The organism is Mycobacterium sp. IS-1264, assembly GCF_001954195.1.
Taxonomy (GTDB): domain Bacteria; phylum Actinomycetota; class Actinomycetes; order Mycobacteriales; family Mycobacteriaceae; genus Mycobacterium.
On sequence record NZ_MBES01000020.1, the window covers coordinates 14,211 to 30,607 of the forward strand.

Annotated in this window: 13 protein-coding genes; 10 read left to right on the forward strand and 3 right to left on the reverse strand. The window is 69.1% G+C overall.

Features of this window, described 5'->3' with window-relative positions; all coding sequences use genetic code 11:
• Nucleotides 1-3: 3 nt before the first annotated feature.
• Together A5744_RS04695 and lysX are read right to left on the reverse strand one after the other, a co-directional pair.
• Complete coding sequence (locus A5744_RS04695; RefSeq protein WP_205866286.1) at nt 4-1,455, reverse strand: alpha/beta hydrolase-fold protein; 1,452 nt, start codon at nt 1,453-1,455, stop codon at nt 4-6.
• A gap of 108 nt (nt 1,456-1,563) precedes the next feature.
• Complete coding sequence (lysX, locus tag A5744_RS04700) at nt 1,564-4,911, reverse strand: bifunctional lysylphosphatidylglycerol synthetase/lysine--tRNA ligase LysX (RefSeq protein ID WP_083679199.1); 3,348 nt, start codon at nt 4,909-4,911, stop codon at nt 1,564-1,566.
• 424 nt (nt 4,912-5,335) lie between these two features.
• Between lysX and infC the strand changes: the two genes are divergently transcribed.
• Genes infC through A5744_RS04720 form a run of 4 tightly spaced genes read left to right on the forward strand, consistent with a single transcriptional unit; the run spans nt 5,336 to nt 7,360 of the window.
• The gene (gene infC, locus A5744_RS04705; RefSeq protein WP_076058878.1) at nt 5,336-5,932 is read left to right on the forward strand and encodes a translation initiation factor IF-3; all 597 of its coding nucleotides are present in this window, start codon (nt 5,336-5,338) and stop codon (nt 5,930-5,932) included.
• A gap of 23 nt (nt 5,933-5,955) precedes the next feature.
• The gene (gene rpmI / locus A5744_RS04710; RefSeq protein WP_076058850.1) at nt 5,956-6,150 is read left to right on the forward strand and encodes a 50S ribosomal protein L35; all 195 of its coding nucleotides are present in this window, start codon (nt 5,956-5,958) and stop codon (nt 6,148-6,150) included.
• Nucleotides 6,151-6,188: 38 nt separating this feature from the next.
• Complete coding sequence (rplT, locus tag A5744_RS04715; RefSeq protein ID WP_076058852.1) at nt 6,189-6,578, forward strand: 50S ribosomal protein L20; 390 nt, start codon at nt 6,189-6,191, stop codon at nt 6,576-6,578.
• 5 nt (nt 6,579-6,583) lie between these two features.
• A complete protein-coding gene (locus tag A5744_RS04720; RefSeq protein WP_076058854.1) occupies nt 6,584-7,360 on the forward strand; it encodes an RNA methyltransferase in 777 nt (258 codons plus the stop codon).
• A gap of 102 nt (nt 7,361-7,462) precedes the next feature.
• Here the strand turns inward: A5744_RS04720 and A5744_RS04725 are convergent, their stop codons facing one another.
• Nucleotides 7,463-8,482 (reverse strand): oxygenase MpaB family protein, encoded by a 1,020-nt coding sequence (locus A5744_RS04725; RefSeq protein ID WP_076058856.1) that lies wholly within the window; start codon nt 8,480-8,482, stop codon nt 7,463-7,465.
• 212 nt (nt 8,483-8,694) lie between these two features.
• On the opposite strand from A5744_RS04725, the gene A5744_RS04730 reads away from it, so the two are divergent.
• The 6 genes from A5744_RS04730 (at nt 8,695) to argJ (ending at nt 16,397) form a co-directional block, all read left to right on the forward strand.
• Nucleotides 8,695-9,609, forward strand: coding sequence for an adenylate/guanylate cyclase domain-containing protein (locus A5744_RS04730; protein WP_083679200.1), 915 nt, complete (start codon nt 8,695-8,697; stop codon nt 9,607-9,609).
• 18 nt (nt 9,610-9,627) lie between these two features.
• Entirely contained in the window at nt 9,628-10,437 is an 810-nt protein-coding gene (locus A5744_RS04735; protein WP_076058858.1) for a rhomboid-like protein, read from the forward strand.
• A 120-nt stretch (nt 10,438-10,557) separates the two neighbouring features.
• Entirely contained in the window at nt 10,558-11,601 is a 1,044-nt protein-coding gene (gene pheS / locus A5744_RS04740; protein WP_076058859.1) for a phenylalanine--tRNA ligase subunit alpha, read from the forward strand.
• Nucleotides 11,601-14,099, forward strand: a complete 2,499-nt coding sequence (pheT, locus tag A5744_RS04745; protein ID WP_076058861.1) for a phenylalanine--tRNA ligase subunit beta — start codon at nt 11,601-11,603, stop codon at nt 14,097-14,099. Before pheS ends, pheT begins: the two co-directional genes overlap by 1 nt.
• Nucleotides 14,100-14,133: 34 nt before the next feature.
• The gene (gene argC, locus A5744_RS04750) at nt 14,134-15,186 is read left to right on the forward strand and encodes an N-acetyl-gamma-glutamyl-phosphate reductase (RefSeq protein WP_170874428.1); all 1,053 of its coding nucleotides are present in this window, start codon (nt 14,134-14,136) and stop codon (nt 15,184-15,186) included.
• A complete protein-coding gene (gene argJ, locus A5744_RS04755; RefSeq protein WP_076058863.1) occupies nt 15,183-16,397 on the forward strand; it encodes a bifunctional glutamate N-acetyltransferase/amino-acid acetyltransferase ArgJ in 1,215 nt (404 codons plus the stop codon). The genes argC and argJ overlap by 4 nt, the downstream gene beginning before the upstream one ends.

Sequence of the window (16,397 nt, forward strand, 5' to 3'; positions counted from 1 at the left end):
CCGCTACTTCATTGCGGTGGCGGGACGCTCGACGGGGACCACCGGGCCGGTATGGACGGAGGGCGGGGTGGTGCCGGGCAACGCAATCCGCGGGACGTCGGGGGTGCCCAGCTGGCCGGCCAACCACGGCAGTGCGGACGCGAAGACCCGGTCCGCGAACGGCCAGTCGTGCTTGCCCGGCTGGGGCAGGACGGCACAGTCGATGCCGTGGTCACGGCCGAGCGCGCACAGCGAATACGCGGCCGCCGTCTGGTTGCTCGGGTTGGCGGCGGCATCGCGGCCGGCCAGACGTATCGAGCCGGCATCCGCCATCGCGAAGTTGCGCCGCGGCGCCGGCGGAGCGTCCGAGGAGACCGCGAACCATCCGGCCACGTCCGTGTAGTGGCCGTGCCGGGTGATCACGGTGGTCGGGTCGAACGCCGCCCATGCGGTCGCGTTTCCGCCGAACAGCCGGGCGATGGTCTGCGCCTTGGTCCCCGCATTCGGGAAGAAGTCACCCGCGACATCGACGAAGGCGCTGAACATCTCGGGGTGCATGACGGTCAGATCCACGGCGCAGGTTCCGCCCATGGACCAGCCCACGATGCCCCAGTTGGACCGCGCGGGGCTGACGCCGAAGTTCGAGACCATGTACGGCACAACGTCTTTGGTCAGATGATCGGCCGCATTACCACGAACCCCGTTGACGCATTCGGTGTCGTTGTTGAAGGCGCCTCCGGAGTCCACGAACACCAGCACCGGGGCCTTGCCGTGATGGGTGGCCGCGAAGTCGTCGATCGTCTTGATCGCGTTGCCGGCGCGCGTCCAGTCCGCGGGCGTGTTGAACTGCCCTCCGATCATCATGACGGTCGGCAGCTGCGGCGGGGGGTTACTGGTGAACCACTCGGGCGGCAGATAGACGAGTTCCCCGCGGTGCTTGAAATGTGAGGCGTCGGACGGGATCACGACCGGGACCACGCTCCCGTGCGCGGGCCGGTTTCCCTTGCTCGCCATCGCCGCGACCGTGGCCTTGTCGGTTTGATCGGGCAGCGGGCCGGAGGTGAGCTGGCTCCACGCGGACTGCACGGTGGGGAAGTAGCCGACCCACAGGTTGAGCACCAGCGCCGCGCTGAGCAGGCACAGGGGCACGGCCACAAATGCTGCGCCGCGCCGCCAGTAGTGCGCAGTGCGCCAGCCCAGGATCAGCACCGCTGCGGCCGTGCCCGTCAACGCGATCCAGAGCCACAGCGCCGCGGGCGCGGGTTCGTCGGAGAGGCCCCGGTCGACGATGTACCAGTGCGTCGCGTAGGCCGTGACGCCGCCGGCCAAGCCGACCGCCGGCAGCCACACCGTTCGCCAGCGCCGCGAGCGCCAGCCGATGGCCAACGCCAGCACGACTCCCGCGGTCAGCTGGATCGTCAGGGGAAGCCAGCCATGCATCAGCGAGGTGTGGCTGGTTGCGAGCAACTGCGCCATGGCATGGGGCGTCGACGCGGTCACGGATCCATTGTGAGGGATCGTTAACCTCCCCGGAACATATTCACCGAATGTTCGCCGTGCGCACGCCGGGTGTCGGCGGCCCCACTAGTGGGGCTTGGCCAGCGGAAATGGCAGGGTCTCGCGAATACTGCGGCCGGTTATGAGCATCACGAGGCGATCGATCCCCATCCCGAGCCCGCCGGTCGGCGGCATCGCGTATTCCATCGCTTGCAGGAAGTCCTCGTCGAGCTCCATCGCCTCGGGGTCGCCGCCGGCGGCCAACAGTGACTGCTCGTGCAGGCGGCGCCGCTGTTCCACCGGATCGGTGAGCTCGCTGTAGGCGGTGCCCAGCTCGACACCCCACGCCACCAGGTCCCACCGCTCGGCGACGCCGCGCCGACTGCGGTGCGGGCGGGTCAGCGGCGACACGGACGTCGGAAAGTCGATGTAGAACGTCGGTCGCTCGGTCCGGTCCTCGACGAGGTGCTCGTAGAGCTCCAGCACCACCGCGCCGGCGTCCCACTGCGCCCGGTAGGGAATGTGCGCGGCATCGGCCAGCTTGCGCAGCGCGCTCAGCGAGGTGTCGGGGTCGACGCGTTCGCCCAGGGCTTCGGACACCGCGTCGTGGACGGTTTTCACCGGCCACACGCCCGAAATGTCGACGGGCTCAACGTCGGCCGCGTCGGGCCCGGGGTCCGTGCGGGGCCGCAACACGGTCTGCTCGCCGTTGGCGGCCTGGGCCGCGTTCTGGATGAGTTCGCGGCATCCGTCGATCCACGTCAGGTAGTCGGCGTGCGCCTGGTAGGCCTCCAGCAGGGTGAACTCGGGGTTGTGGCTGAAGTCCACCCCCTCATTGCGGAAGGCCCGGCCCAGTTCGAACACTCGCTCCACGCCGCCGACGCACAACCGCTTCAGGTAGAGCTCCGGCGCGATGCGCAAGAACAGGTCCATGTCGTAGGTGTTGATGTGCGTGACGAACGGCCGGGCCGTGGCTCCGCCGTGGATCTGCTGCAGGATTGGGGTTTCGACTTCGATGAACCCCTTGGCGAACAGCGTCTCCCGGACCGAACGCAGCACGCTGCTCCGGGCGGTGATCAGGCCACGCGATTCGGTATTGACGGCCAGGTCGACGTAGCGGGTCCGCACCCGCGCCTCGGGGTCGGTCAGCCCCTTCCATTTGTTCGGCAACGGCCGCAGGCACTTACCGATCATCCGCCAGTCGCGCACGATCAGCGAGCGCGTCCCGTTCTTCGAGAACCCCATGTGGCCGGCCATCTCGACCAGGTCGCCCAGATCGATGGCCGCGTGGAAATCCGCGGTGCGGCCGCACTCCAGACGTGAATTGTCCAGCAGCACTTGCATTTCGCCCGACCAGTCACGCAACTGGGCGAACAGGACACCGCCGAAATCGCGGATCCGCAATATCCGGCCGGACACCGAGACGGCGTCCTGGTCGTTGGCGTCCAGCGCCTGCGCGACGGTGTGAGTTGGTGGGGAGCCGACAGGGTAGGCGTCAATGCCGGTGCGGCGCAGCGTCTTCAGCTTGGTCAGGCGCACCCGCACCTGCTCGGGCAGGCGGGACCTGAACTCGTCCTCGTCTTCGTCGATGCCCTCGTCGCTCCTGAGCCCGCTGACATCCGGAGCCGACCCGTCGTGGTGCAGGAGCCCCGATTCCGCCAGCCGGGCGGGTACCGCGGGGTGGTGTCCGGTGTGCAGCTTGTCGCGCCGCCGGAACGGCAGCACCAGGAAACCCTCGGCGATCACCGACGCGACGCCCACCCGTGGGATCAACCGGGCGTCTTCGTAACAGGCATAGCGGGGCACCCATTCGGGTTGGTACTTCATGTTCGAGCGGTACAGGGTCTCCAGTTGCCACCAGCGCGAGAAGAAGATCAACAGCCCGCGCCACAACCGGGCAATCGGACCGGCACCGAGTTGGGCACCTTGCTCGAACGCCGACCGGAACATCGCAAAGTTCAGCGAAATGCGGGAGATACCAAGGGTTTCAGCGTTGAGGGCCAGATCGCTGACCATCAGCTCGATGGTGCCGTTGGGGGACTGCGGGGAACGGCGCATCAAATCGAGGGAGGCGCCCGTGGTTCCCCAGGGGACCAGCGACAGCATGGCGACCACGTGGCCATGGGGGTCGAGAGCCTCGACCAGAAGGCAGTCCCCGTCGGCCGGATCACCCAGCCGGCCCAGCGCCATGGAAAAGCCTCGCTCGGTTTGGGTGTCGCGCCAGGAGTCCGCGCGCGAGATGGTCTCGGCCATCTCCTCGGGGGAGATGTCGCGATGCCGCCGGATGCGCAGCGTCAGCCCGGCCCTGCGTGCGCGCGTCACGGCCTGCCGGACGCCGCGCATCTCCGGGCCGGACAGTTTGAATTCGGCGGTCCGCAGAATCGCCTCGTCGCCGAGCTCGAGCGCGTTGAGGCCGGCCTCCCGATACACCTGCGCGCCTTGCGAACTGGCGCCCATGACGCCGGGAGCCCAGCCGTAGGTCTGGCACAGACCCAGCCACGCATCCACGGCCTGCCGCCAGGCGCGCGGATCCCCCACCGGGTCGCCGCTGGCAAGGCAGACGCCGATTTCGACGCGATAGGTGATGGCAGCGCGGCCGCTGTGCGCGAACACCACCGACTTGTCCCGACGGGTCGCGAAGTAACCCAGGGAGTCGTTCTTGCCCCACAGCTCCAGCAGGCCGCGGATGGCCGACTCGTCCTCACCGGTCAGCGCGTTGTCGGCGCGCTGGGACTGGAATAGCACGATCGTCGCGGCGATCAACGCGAGCGCGCCGAACAACCCGAAGATCGCGTTCATCAGCACGTGCGGCCTGCCGGTGAACAGGGTGGGGTCCGCGAGCGCGAAGCCGACCACCCGGTTGGCCACGTAGGGCAGGCGGTCTTGCCGCGCAAGCGATCCGGGGAACAGCTCGACGAGACCCCAGGACAGCAGGATGCCGATGACGTCGCCTACGACCAATACCGCGGCCGCCTTGAACAGCGCGGCCTTGCGGACCTTGGCCCAGAACTCCCGATAGCCCAAAACCAGCAGGACGACCGCGACGACGTGCACGGCGAACCCGAGGTTCTCGCCGAAGGTTTCGGCGGCGGTGTTGTCGCCCGCGGCGATGTCGGCGGCATTCCAGAACGCGGCGAGGATCATCTGGCCGAGCAGCAGCAGCCAGGCGATGCGTTTGCGCGCGGTCAGGGCCGCCGCCAGCAACGCCAGCACGAACGACCACGCGAGGCTGGTGTCCGGGAAGTTGAACAGGTAGTCGTTGATGAATTCGCGCGGGACCTTGATCAGCCAGCGGAACAGTGGCGACACGCTGCCCACCAATGACAGGGTGGCGATGACGCCAACGGTCCAGCCAGCCGCCGCCGGTACCCAGTGATACCGGGAGCGCGACCGGCTGCCCGACCGAGGCCCCGAGCCAGCAGAAGCGAGTGTCACAGACCGCGAGGATATGCCCTTAACCCGTGAAATGCCGCGCGATGCGAAAGAGGATGCGAAAGAGTTTGTCGGCCGCGTTGCCGGACTCGCGAGTGCTGGCAGGCGGCGCTTGGCTGCTAGACTGTCCGTCGCGACCATCCCGGCGAAAGCCAGGACAGTTAAGTGGAGTCCCACTCCCACCGCTAGCCACGAGAAGCTTTGCGTCTCGGTCACGGCGACACGGTCCGGTCACGGGCATTGCATAATGCCTGCTCCGCGCGTGGCGCGGGCGGCTTGACCCAAGGTTCAAGCCGCGATCGGTCGGCATTGGGCCCTGCTTGTGCAGGGCCTTTTTGCTGGTGGTGTGGTGTTTCCACCGCTGACTTCGGACGGGCCCAGGCACTGGTCGTGATTGGAAGACCAGAAGCCCAACAAGGGAGGCCCCATCAGCACTGAGACCCGCGTCAACGAGCGCATTCGCGTACCTGAAGTCCGATTGATTGGCCCAGGGGGGGAGCAGGTAGGCATCGTGCGTATCGAAGACGCACTGCGCGTCGCCGCAGACGCCGATCTCGACCTTGTCGAAGTCGCCCCGAACGCCAGACCTCCGGTCTGCAAGATCATGGACTACGGCAAGTACAAGTACGAGGCGGCGCAGAAGGCGCGCGAATCCCGCCGGAACCAGCAGCAGACCGTCGTCAAAGAACAAAAGCTTCGACCCAAGATCGACGATCACGACTACGAGACCAAAAAGGGCCACGTAGTCCGCTTCCTGGAAGCGGGATCGAAGGTAAAGGTCACCATCATGTTCCGCGGACGCGAGCAGTCGCGGCCCGAGCTGGGCTACCGATTGCTGCAGCGGCTGGGCGCGGACGTCGCCGACTACGGCTTCGTCGAGACGTCGGCCAAGCAGGACGGCCGCAACATGACGATGGTGCTGGCACCGCACCGCGGCGCGAAGACTCGCGCCAGGGCGCGTCACCCCGAAGGACATGAGGCCGCGCCAGCGGCCGATCCGAATACCGCAGAACAGCAGAACTAGAACCAACTAAGACCAGAGGAAATATGCCCAAGGCCAAGACCCACAGCGGGGCTTCGAAGCGGTTCCGGCGCACCGGGACCGGAAAGATCGTCCGGCAGAAAGCCAATCGCCGGCATCTGCTCGAGCACAAGCCCACCAAGCGGACCCGGCGGCTGGACGGCCGCACCACGGTTTCAGCCAACGACACTAAGCGCATCAACGCCTTGTTGAACGGCTGACCCTGACCATTTACGTCTGAACGAGAGTAGGAATATCCATGGCACGCGTGAAGCGGGCGGTCAATGCCCACAAGAAGAGGCGCAGCGTTCTGAAGGCCTCGAAGGGCTATCGCGGCCAGCGATCCCGGCTCTACCGCAAGGCCAAAGAGCAGCAGCTGCATTCGCTGAACTACGCCTACCGCGACCGTCGCGCGCGCAAGGGCGAATTCCGCAAATTGTGGATCTCGCGGATCAACGCCGCCGCGCGCGCCAACGACATCACCTACAACCGGCTGATCCAGGGTCTCAAGGCCGCGGGTGTCGAAGTGGACCGCAAGAACCTCGCCGATATCGCGATCGCCGACCCGGCGGCGTTCACCGCGCTCGTCGACGTCGCCCGGGCGGCATTGCCCGAGGACGTCAACGCCCCCTCGGGAGAGGCTGCCTAACTTCGGTGTTGACCGAACGCTCGGCCAGGGTGGCGGCGGCGGTCAAACTGCATCGGCACGTCACGCGCCGGCGCTCGGGACGGTTCCTCGCCGAGGGCCCCAACCTGGTCGAGGCCGCGTCGGCGCGCGGCCTGGTCCGGGACGTCTTTGTCACCGAGTCGGCGGCGCGGCGCCATGAGGCGCTGCTCGCCAAGCAACAGGCGCCCGTCCACCTGGTGACCGAACGTGCCGCAAAAGCCTTGTCCGACACCGTTACTCCCGCGGGGGTGGTGGCGGTGTGCGACGTCCCGGCCATCGGGCTCGAGGACGTGCTGGCCGACGCGCCCCGGCTGGTCGCCGTCGCCGTCGAGATCGGCGAGCCGGGCAATGCGGGCACGGTCATCCGCATCGCCGACGCCATGGGCGTCGCGGCCGTGATCCTGGGCGGGCACAGCGTCGACCCCTACAACGGCAAGTGCTTGCGCGCGTCCGCCGGCAGCATTTTCTCGATTCCGGTCGTCGCCGAGCCCGACGTCCATGCCGTCCTCACCGCGCTGCGCGCGGCGGGGCTGCAGCTGCTGGCCGCCACGGTCGACGGCGAGACCCGCCTCGACGAGGCCGGGGAACTGCTCAGCAGTCCGACGGCCTGGCTGTTCGGGCCCGAATCACACGGCTTGCCAACCGAAATCGCCGGCCGGGCGGATCGCCGCGTGCGCATCCCGATGTCCGGTGGCGCGGAGAGCCTGAATGTGGCCGCGGCCGCGGCGATCTGTCTCTACCAGAGCGCGCGGGCCCTGGCGTAGGTCCAGCCCGCACGCCGAGCGTGGACCCACGGCGAGAAATCGGCCAAAATCTCGCCCTCAGTTCACGTTCGGCGATGTGGGAGGCTCCGGGCGGTGTCGCCCCTACGCTGCCTTTCCGCGGCCCCTAGCCGGGCGCATGCCGGCCAGCGACAGCGTGGTGTGCACCAGCGACCCGGCGCGCTCCATCAGCGACTTGCGCGGCGGAAAGTAGTGCATCGGCAGCCCGCGGCGATCACGCGGCGGCGCCACGAATTTCGGTGCCTCGACCAACGGAGCGTCGCCCGGAATCCGCCCCTGGGCGCGCCGGTATGCGGCCAGCGCGCGCGGGTGCAGGCGGATCTCGTCGGGGACGGCCAGGAAGGCCAGCTCGACCATCTTGCCGAAGACGCGCAACAACACCTCGTCGCCCGGCGTCCAGCGCATTCCCGCCTTCTCGCGCACCGCGGGCTCGAACAGACCCGCCGCGATCCAGCGCTGACCGGCCACCAACGGCCTGAAAAGTTGGTCCCAGATCGGCGTCGGCATCAGGATGAACTTGGGCTTGGGGATCCGAATCTGGAAGATGTCCAGCGTCGCCTGGTTGATTTCCAGCTCCTCGCGGCACACCCGGTCCCAGTACTCCTGGAATTCCTCCCAGGATTTCGGCACCGGCCGCATGCTCATCCCGTACATCCGGTACCACCGCACATGCTCGTCGAACAGCTGCCGTTTCTCCGCCTCGGTCAAGCCCCCGCAGAAATACTCGGCCACCTTGATGACGAGCATGAAGAACGTGGCGTGCGCCCAGTAGAAGGTCTCGGGGTTCAGGGCGTGGTAGCGGCGCCCCGCGGTGTCGGTCCCCTTGATGGTGTCGTGGTAGCGCTTGATCTGCTCACCGGTCTGCGCGGCCCGCTCGCCGTCGTAGACGACGCCCATGATGGGGTACACCGACCGGGTCACGCGCTGCAGCGGCTCGCGCAGCAGGATCGAATGCTCCTCGACCCCCGCGCCGAGTTCCGGATACATGTTCTGAATCGCCCCGATCCAGATGCCCATCATCCCGGTGCGCAAATCGCCAAAGTACTTCCAGGTAAGGGAATCTGGTCCGAGCGGATCAGCGGATGCAGTCGACGCGGCAGTCATCACGGCCTCCTAGTACTACCTGCGCTCACGATAACTTTGACAACGCGCGTTGTCTATGATTTCGGCCCGCGGCGCGGCCGGGTGTTACCGACTTTCGATGCCGGCGTGGCCGGCCGGTAATCCAGTGTCAAGCAGGGGCTTCGATGCGAGATGTGACACAACGCCAGCGAGTGTCATTGCCTGCGTCAGCCGGAACTACTTACCCTGGCCAAGTGGAGCGCGCACCTGGCGATCCGGTCCCGGGTGAGCCCCTGGAAACGGACTCTGAATCGGTGACCACGGCGGCGCCCCCCGACTCGAAACTTCGCTCTCCGGCGCAGTGGTTGCGCACGACCAACCACAGCCCCGGCGTGGTGGCGTTCGTCCGGCGAGCGCGACGGCTGTTGCCCGGCGACCACGAGTTCGGCGACCCGCTGTCCACCGCGGGTGAGGGCGCGCCGCGGGCTGCGGCACGCGCCGCCGACCGGCTGCTGGGGGATCGTGACGCCGCGTCGCGTGAGCTCAGCCTCGGCGTGCTGCAGGTGTGGCAGGCGCTGACCGAGGCGGTGTCCCGACGGCCGGCCAACCCGGAAGTGACGCTGGTGTTCACCGATCTGGTCGGCTTTTCGACGTGGTCGCTGCACGCCGGTGACGACGCGGCGCTGGCCCTGCTGCGGCAGGTGGCGCGGGCGGTCGAACCGCCGCTGCTGGACGCGGGAGGCCACATCGTCAAGCGGATGGGCGACGGGCTGATGGCGGTGTTCGGCGATCCGACCGTCGCCGTGCGGGCCGTACTCGCCGCCAAGGAGCAACTGAGAACCGTCGACGTGGACGGCTACACGCCGCGGATGCGGGTCGGGATCCACACCGGACGCCCGCAGCGGATGGCCGCCGACTGGCTCGGCGTCGACGTCAACATCGCCGCCCGCGTGATGGAACGGGCCACCAAGGGCGGAATCATGGTGTCGAGTTCGTCACTCGACCAGATACCCCAAACCGCGCTGGACGCGATGGGCGTCGTCGCCAAACGTGCACGTAAACCGGTATTCGCGCCCAAAACCGCCGGCGTTCCCGCGGACCTGGCGATCTATCGCCTGCGGACTCTTAGGGAGTTGACAGCCTCCGATCACACTTCGGAAACAAATTAGCCCGCATAATAGACACCGATGATTGGGGGCATCCTCTCCCGGCTGGCCCGGGTCCGGTTCACCATTGGGTACGTGGCGATTCTGCTCGCCATCAGTTGCGCGATCCTGGCGCTCGGCCCGCACGCGCACGACGTGCTCGTTCAGCGCGCTAGCACCAACCTGCACAACCTGGCGCACGGCCATGTGGGCACGCTGCTGGGCAGCGCGCTGGTCGTCGACGCCGGCCCGCTCTACTTCTGGCTGCCGTTCCTGACGTGCCTGCTCGCCCTGGCCGAACTGCATTTGCGCACCATCCGTCTGTTCATGGCGTTCCTCGTCGGCCACATCGGCGCGACGTTGGTGGTGGCCGCCGCCCTCGCGGCGTCGGTCGAGTTTGGCTGGCTGCCGATTTCCATCGCCCACGCCAGCGACGTCGGCATGAGCTACGGCGCCCTCGCGGTGCTGGGCGCGATGACCGCGGTTATTCCGTCGCGGTGGCGTGCGGCGTGGGTCGGCTGGTGGGTGGCGGCCGGCGTGGCGTCGGCGATCATGGGTGGTGACTTCACCGACGCCGGGCACACCGTCGCCGTCGTGCTGGGCGTCCTGGTGTCCGCGCGGTTCCGCCAACCGATCCGGTGGACCCCGGTACGCGTCCTGATGCTCGCGGCGTCCTCAGGGTTTGGCTTCCTCATGCTGGCGCACCACTGGGGGACGATGGCCGCCGCGTCGTCGTTCGGCGTCCTGGCCGCCGCAGCGGCCTACGCGGTCGCGCAGTTCTTCGCGCGGCGCGGCGCGCTCGCGCTGGCCGCCGATGCGCCGGCCGGTCTGCAGCCGGTCATGGCGGGCTAAGCGCCCCTCGGCATCTCCCAGCACGCGCCGAGCGCCGTGCATCGAATCCCCTATGATCGGCATTTGCGCTGGACGCATCCAGCCCTGCAACAGCCTCGTCAGCAAGGAGAGTGCCGCCGCGTGGGCGATCAACCCGTCGATCTGTCGCCGGAAGCGTTGACCGATGCGGTCGATGCCGCCCGGCAGGCCTTCGCAGCGGCGGGTGACCTGGAGGCGCTGGCGCTCGTCAAGACCGAGCACCTCGGTGACCGCTCGCCGCTGGCACTGGCGCGACAGGCGCTGGCCGCCTTGCCCAAGGACCAGCGCGCGGACGCCGGCAAGCGCGTCAACACCGCCCGCGGCGACGCCCAGCGCAGCTACGACGAACGGCTGGCGACCCTGCGTGCCGAGCGCGACGCGGCCGTGCTGGTCGCCGAGGGCATCGACGTCACGTTGCCGTCGACGCGACAGCCGACCGGCGCCCGGCACCCGATCACGATATTGGCCGAGCATGTCGCCGACACCTTCATCGCGATGGGATGGGAGCTGGTCGAGGGGCCGGAGGTCGAGACCGAGCAGTTCAACTTCGACGCCCTCAACTTTCCTCCCGACCATCCCGCGCGCAGCGAACAGGACACCTTCTATATCGCGCCGGAAGGTTCGCGACAGCTGCTGCGCACGCATACCTCGCCGGTGCAGGTCCGCATCCTGCTCGAGCGCGACCTGCCGATCTACATCGTCTCGATCGGCCGCACGTTCCGTACCGACGAACTCGACGCCACCCATACGCCCGTCTTCCATCAGGTCGAAGGGTTGGCGGTGGACCGCGGCCTGACGATGGCGCACCTGCGGGGAACGCTGGACGCGTTCGCGCGCGCGGAGTTCGGCCCCTCGGTGCGCACCCGGTTCCGGCCACACTTCTTCCCGTTCACCGAACCGTCCGCCGAGTTCGACGTCTGGTTCGCCGACAGGAAGGGCGGCGCCGACTGGGTGGAGTGGGGCGGCTGCGGCATGGTGCATCCAAACGTGTTGCGGGCTGCTGGGATTGACCCCGACGTCTACTCCGGCTTCGCGTTCGGGATGGGCCTGGAACGCACGCTGCAGTTCCGCAACGGCATTCCCGACATGCGCGACATGGTCGAGGGCGACGTCCGGTTCTCGCTGCCCTTCGGGGTCGGTGCCTGATGCGCCTTCCGTACAGCTGGCTGCGCGAGGTCGTCGCCGTGGGCGCCCCGGGCTGGGATGTCGCCCCTAGCGACCTCGAACAGACCCTGGTGCGCATCGGCCACGAGGTCGAGGAAGTCGTCACGCTCGGCCCGGTCGACGGGCCGCTGACCGTGGGACGGGTCACCGGCATCGAGGAGCTCACCGAGTTCAAGAAACCGATCCGGGCGTGTCTCGTCGACGTCGGCGAGGGAGCACCCCGCGATATCGTTTGTGGGGCAACCAATTTCGTGGTCGGCGACCTGGTTGTGGTGGCGCTGCCCGGTACCACGCTGCCCGGCGGGTTCGCCATCACCGCGCGCAAGACCTACGGTCGCAACTCCGACGGAATGATCTGCTCGACGGCCGAACTCGGTTTGGGCGCCGACCATTCCGGAATCCTGGTGCTCCCGCCCGGCACGGCCGAACCCGGGGCCGACGCCACCGGCGTGCTCGGATTGGACGACGTGGTCTTCCACCTGGCCATCACCCCCGACCGCGGCTACGCCATGTCGGTGCGCGGCCTGGCCCGTGAGATCGCCTGCGCCTACGACCTGGACTTCGTCGACCCCGCGGAGGTCAAGCCGCTGCCCGTCGAGGGCGAGGCGTGGCCGCTGACGGTGCAGGCCGAAACCGGCGTTCGCCGCTTCGCGCTGCGGCCGGTCACCGGCATCGACCCCGCCGCGGTGTCGCCATGGTGGCTGCAGCGCCGGCTGCTGCTCTCCGGCATCCGCGCGACCTCCCCGGCCGTCGACGTGACCAACTACGTGATGCTGGAACTGGGCCACCCCATGCACGCCCACGACCGCAACCGCATCAGCGGCGGCCTCGGCGTGCGGTTCGCCCGGCCCGGCGAGATCGTCGTCACCCTCGATGACGTTGAGCGCAAACTCGATCCGGCCGACGTCCTTATCGTCGACGACTCCGCCACGGCCGCGATCGGCGGAGTCATGGGTGCGGCCAGCACCGAGGTGCGCGCCGATTCCACCGACGTGCTGCTGGAGGCCGCGGTGTGGGACCCGGCCGCGGTGTCGCGCACCCAGCGGCGGCTGCACCTGCCCAGCGAGGCCGCCCGTCGCTATGAGCGCGGGGTGGACCCGGCGATTTCGGTGGCCGCGCTGGACCGCTGTGCCGCGCTGCTCGCCGACATCACCGGAGGAGCGGTGTCCCCGACCCTGACCGATTGGCGTGGTGACCCGCCGCGTGACGACTGGTCCCTGCCGCCGATCCGGATCGCCGTCGACCTGCCGGACCGCGTCGCGGGCCTGGCCTACGCCCCGGGCACGACCGCGCGGCGGCTGGCCCAGATCGGCGCCTTGGTAGTGGAAGAAGTCGCCGAAGATGGCGGCATATTGACGGTGACCCCGCCGAGTTGGCGCCCCGATCTCGTGCAGCCCGCCGACCTGGTGGAAGAGGTGCTGCGGCTGGAGGGCCTCGAGGACATCCCGTCGGTGCTGCCGTCGGCCCCCGCGGGGCGGGGACTCACCGCGGTGCAGAAGCGCCGCCGCGCCATCGGTAGGTCGCTGGCGCAGTCCGGCTACGTCGAGGTCCTGCCGACACCGTTTCTGCCCGCCGGCGTGTTCGACCTCTGGGGCCTGCCCGCCGACGACCCGCGGCGCAGCACCACCCGTGTGCTCAACCCGCTGGAAGCGGATCGGCCGGAGCTGGCCACCACACTACTGCCCGGCCTACTGGAAGCGTTGGGGCGCAACGTGTCCCGCGGTCTCGTCGACGCCGCGCTGTTCGCCATCGCCCAGGTGGTGCAGCCGACCGAGCAGACTCGCGGTGTCGAGCTCATCCCCGTGGACCGCCGCCCGACCGAAGCCGAAATCGCGATGCTGGACGCGTCGTTGCCCCGACAACCGCAGCACGTCGCAGTCGTGCTGGCCGGCCTGCGTGAACCACGCGGCCCGTGGGGCCCCGGGCGCGCCGCGGATGCCACCGATGCGTTGGAGGCGGTGCGAATCATCGCGCGCGCCAGCGGAGTTGACGTGACCCTGCGGGCCGCCCAATGCCTGCCGTGGCATCCGGGCCGCTGCGCCGAGGTGCTGGTCGGGGGGACCCGCGTCGGTCATGCGGGCCAATTGCATCCCGCCGTGATCGAGCGCTCGGGGCTGCCGAAGGGTACCTGCGCGCTCGAGCTGAACCTCGATGCGATTCCGATCGTCGAGGCGTTGCCGGCGCCCAGGGTGTCGCCATTCCCGGCCGTGTTCCAGGACGTCAGCCTGGTGGTGTCGGCCGACGTGCCGGCCCAGGCGGTGGCGGATGCCGTCCGCGAGGGGGCGGGCGAGCTGCTAGAGGACATTCGGCTGTTCGACGTGTTCACCGGCCCGCAGATCGGCGAGCATCGCAAGTCGCTGACGTTCGCGCTGCGCTTCCGCGCGCCCGATCGCACGCTGACCGAGGACGACGCCAGCGCCGCCCGTGGCGCCGCCGTGCGGCGTGCCGCTGAGGCCGTCGGTGCCGAACTGCGCATGTAGCATTGATTTGCAAACTACTGCATAACCATGCAGAATGGTCGAAATGGCCGACGTTCTCAAGGTGGCGGTTGCCGGTGCCAGCGGCTACGCGGGGGGCGAGATCCTCCGCCTGCTGCTCGGGCATCCCGCCTACGCCGACGGCCGGCTCGCGATCGGTTCGGTGACCGCCGCCGCCAGCGCCGGCAGCGCGCTGGGTGAGCACCATCCGCACCTGACGCCGCTGGCGCAGCGGGTGGTCGAGCCCACCGAGCTCGCCGTCCTGAGCGGTCATGACGTGGTGTTCCTGGCGCTTCCGCACGGGCATTCGGCGGCGCTGGCCGAACAGCTCGGCCCCGACACCCTGATCGTCGACTGCGGCGCGGACTTCCGGCTCGGTGACGCCGTCGCCTGGGAGCGGTTCTATGGGTCCCCGCACGCCGGCAGCTGGCCCTACGGGCTGCCCGAGCTGCCCGGGGCGCGGGAGCGGCTGCGCGGCGCCCGCCGCATCGCGGTGCCGGGGTGCTATCCGACCGCGGCGCTACTGGCGCTGTTGCCCGCGGTGGCCGAGGACCTCGTCGAACCCGCCGTCACCGTGGTCGCCGTCAGCGGCACCTCGGGGGCCGGTCGCGCGGCCAAGACCGACCTGCTCGGCTCCGAGGTCATCGGGTCGGCGCGGGCCTACAACATCGCCGGCGCCCACCGGCACACGCCCGAGATCGCGCAGGGGCTGCGGGCCGTCACCGAGCGCGACGTCACGGTGTCGTTCACACCGGTGCTCATCCCGACGTCACGCGGCATCCTGGCCACCTGCACCGCACGCACCCGCGCCCCGCTGTCACAACTGCGCGCTGCCTACGAAAAGGCTTATGACGCAGAGCCTTTCGTCTATCTGCTGCCCGACGGCCAGTTGCCCCGCACCGGGTCGGTCATCGGCAGCAACGCCGCCCACATCGCCGTCGCGGTGGACGAGGCCGCCGAGACGTTCGTCGCGATCGCCGCGATCGACAACCTGGTCAAGGGCACGGCCGGCGCCGCCGTGCAGTCGATGAACCTGGCGCTGGGTTGGCCCGAGGCCGAGGGCCTTTCGGTGGTCGGAGTGGCGCCGTGACATCGACGACCGCTGAGACGCGGCTGCTGCGTGAGCAGGGCGTGACCGCCCCGGCCGGGTTCCGGGCCGCCGGCATTGCCGCCGGGATCAAGGCGTCGGGGGCTCGTGACCTCGCCCTGGTGTTCAACGAAGGACCCGACTACGCCGCCGCCGGGGTGTTCACCCGCAACCAGGTCAAGGCCGCGCCGGTGCTCTGGACCCAGCAGGTGCTGACCACCGGCGCGCTGCGCGCGGTGATCCTCAACTCCGGCGGGGCGAACGCCTGCACCGGGCCGGGCGGCTTCCAGGACGCCCACGCCACCGCGGAGGCGGTGGCCGCCGCGCTGTCGGACTGGGGAACCGAGACCGGGGCCATCGAGGTCGGCGTCTGCTCCACCGGATTGATCGGCGACCGGCTGCCAATGGACAAGGTGCTGGCCGGGGTTCGCGAGATCGTGCACGAGATGGCGGGCGGGCTGACCGGCGGGGACGACGCCGCGCACGCCATCATGACCACCGACACCGTGGCCAAACAGGTTGCGCTGCATCATCGGAACAACTGGACGGTGGGCGGGATGGCCAAAGGCGCGGGCATGCTCGCGCCGTCGCTGGCCACCATGCTGTGCGTGCTGAGCACCGACGCGGTCGCCGACGCGGCAGCGCTCGACGCGGCGCTGCGCGGCGCCGCCGCCCGCACGTTCGACCGACTCGACATCGACGGCTGCTGTTCCACCAACGACACCGTGCTGCTGCTGGCGTCGGGCGCCAGCGGGATCGCGCCGCCGCAGGCCGATCTCGACGAGGCGGTGCTGCGGGTCTGCGACGACCTGTGCGCACAGCTGCAGGCCGACGCCGAGGGCGTCACCAAGCGCATCACCGTGACCGTGACCGGAGCGGCATCCGACGACGACGCGCTGACCGCCGCCCGGGCGGTCGCCCGCGACAGCCTGGTCAAGACTGCGCTGTTCGGCTCGGACCCCAACTGGGGCCGGGTGCTCGCGGCCGTCGGCATGACGCCGATCACCCTCGAACCGGATCGAATCAACGTGTCGTTCAACGGTTCCGCGGTGTGCGTCGACGGGGTCGGCGCGCCCGGCGCGCGTGAGGTCGATCTGTCGGGCGCCGACATCGACGTCACCGTCGACCTGCGCGTCGGCGACGCCTCGGCCGCCATCCGCACCACCGACCTCTCGCACGGTTACGTCGAAGAGAATTCGGCCTACAGCTCATGA

What these genes read in the sequence shown, in the direction of transcription:
- rplT (WP_076058852.1), top strand. Translation starts at nt 6,189, where the DNA reads ATGGCACGCGTGAAGCGGGCGGTCAATGCCCACAAGAAGAGGCGCAGC.
- rpmI (WP_076058850.1), top strand. Translation starts at nt 5,956, where the DNA reads ATGCCCAAGGCCAAGACCCACAGCGGGGCTTCGAAGCGGTTCCGGCGC.
- A5744_RS04735 (WP_076058858.1), top strand. Translation starts at nt 9,628, where the DNA reads ATGATTGGGGGCATCCTCTCCCGGCTGGCCCGGGTCCGGTTCACCATT.
- argC (WP_170874428.1), top strand. Translation starts at nt 14,134, where the DNA reads ATGGTCGAAATGGCCGACGTTCTCAAGGTGGCGGTTGCCGGTGCCAGC.
- A5744_RS04695 (WP_205866286.1), bottom strand. Translation starts at nt 1,455, where the DNA reads ATGGCGCAGTTGCTCGCAACCAGCCACACCTCGCTGATGCATGGCTGG.
- A5744_RS04725 (WP_076058856.1), bottom strand. Translation starts at nt 8,482, where the DNA reads ATGACTGCCGCGTCGACTGCATCCGCTGATCCGCTCGGACCAGATTCC.
- pheT (WP_076058861.1), top strand. Translation starts at nt 11,601, where the DNA reads ATGCGCCTTCCGTACAGCTGGCTGCGCGAGGTCGTCGCCGTGGGCGCC.